The following is a 1,411-nucleotide window of genomic DNA, read 5'->3' as shown; positions in this document are numbered from 1 at the left end:
CAACGTACACACAAATTACCTTTAATTTTATCTGCATCAAAAACATGGAGTGGACGACCAAGGTCAAAACTGATGTAATTGGTCATATCAACAAGCGCATTAATCGGTCTCAAACCAATTGCATTCAAACGTTGTTGCATCCACTGTGGTGATTCGCCATTTTGAACATTGCGTACTTCACGCCAAGCGAAACCTAAACATAATGATGAACCTTGCAAAAAATCTAAAGAAACATGAAGTGGTGTTTCAAAAGCAGTATCAAATTTTGACAAGGATAATTCTTTTAACTTTCCCATTCCAGCGGCAGCAAGATCACGGGCAATACCGCGAACACCTGTACAATCGGAACGATTGGGGGTCAAACCAATATCAATGATCGGATCATCTAAACCAGCATAAGCTGCAAATGAATCTCCAATAGGTGCATCTTCTGGAAGTTCGATAATCCCGTCATGCTCATTTGTTAATTCAAGCTCCGCTTGCGAACACATCATCCCAAAACTTTCAACACCGCGGATTTTTCCTACAGATAATGTTACATCAAGTCCTGGAATATAAGTGCCTGGTAGTGCCAGAACACCAACAAGACCTGCTCGTGCATTTGAGGCTCCACAGACAACTTGAACAGGTGTAGCAGTTCCTGTATCCACTGATAAAATTTGAAGTTTATCGGCATCAGGATGTTTTATTGCTGTTAAAACTTTTGCAATCACAAAACCTTTTAAAGAAGACCGATCATCAACGTGATCAACCTCAAGACCGATAGCGGTTAATTTTTCACAAATTTCATCTAAAGATGCATTTGTCTCTAAGTGATCTTTTAACCAAGACAATGTAAACTTCATTTTAAAACCTCACATGAAAGCGATGACTAAGATCACACATTTCTATTAGGAAAAAAAGCAGGCATATCAAAGCAACGAAAGCCATAATGGTCTAACCAACGCAGATCAGCATCAAAAAAAGCTCGCAAATCAGGCATACCGTATTTCAACATGGCAATACGATCAATGCCCATTCCCCATGCAAAGCCTTGATATTCATCGGGATCTAAACCAACATTTTTCAACACATGAGGATGCACCATTCCGCATCCTAAAATTTCCAACCAATCCTGTCCTTCACCAAATTTTATTTCTGAACCAGAACGATCACATTGAATATCCACTTCCATAGATGGTTCAGTAAAAGGGAAAAAAGAGGGACGAAAACGCATTTTTACAGAGGGAACTTCAAAAAATTCTTTACAAAAGGTTTCATGTAGCCACATCATATGGGCAATGGTGGAGGTTTTATCAATGACAAGACCTTCTACCTGATGGAACATGGGAGAATGCGTTGCATCCGAATCCATGCGGTAAGTTTTTCCAGGAATAATGATCCGTATCGGTGCTTTTTGTTTTTCTAGTGT

General features: G+C 39.5%; 1 protein-coding gene and 1 pseudogene. Both read right to left on the bottom strand.

Annotated features, from left to right (window positions below; translation table 11 throughout):
• A partial coding sequence (gene ytpR / locus ACFIO3_RS01155; RefSeq protein WP_375704032.1) for a YtpR family tRNA-binding protein occupies window positions 1-845 on the bottom strand: 845 nt, incomplete at its 3' end.
• A gap of 32 nt (window positions 846-877) precedes the next feature.
• A pseudogene (locus ACFIO3_RS01150) lies at window positions 878-1,411 on the bottom strand (phenylalanine--tRNA ligase subunit alpha); the annotation flags it as partial.

Source organism: Bartonella sp. AD328YNZD, assembly GCF_042196425.1.
Note: the sequence above shows the minus strand (reverse complement) of the source record. Positions and strands in the feature narration are given on the sequence as shown.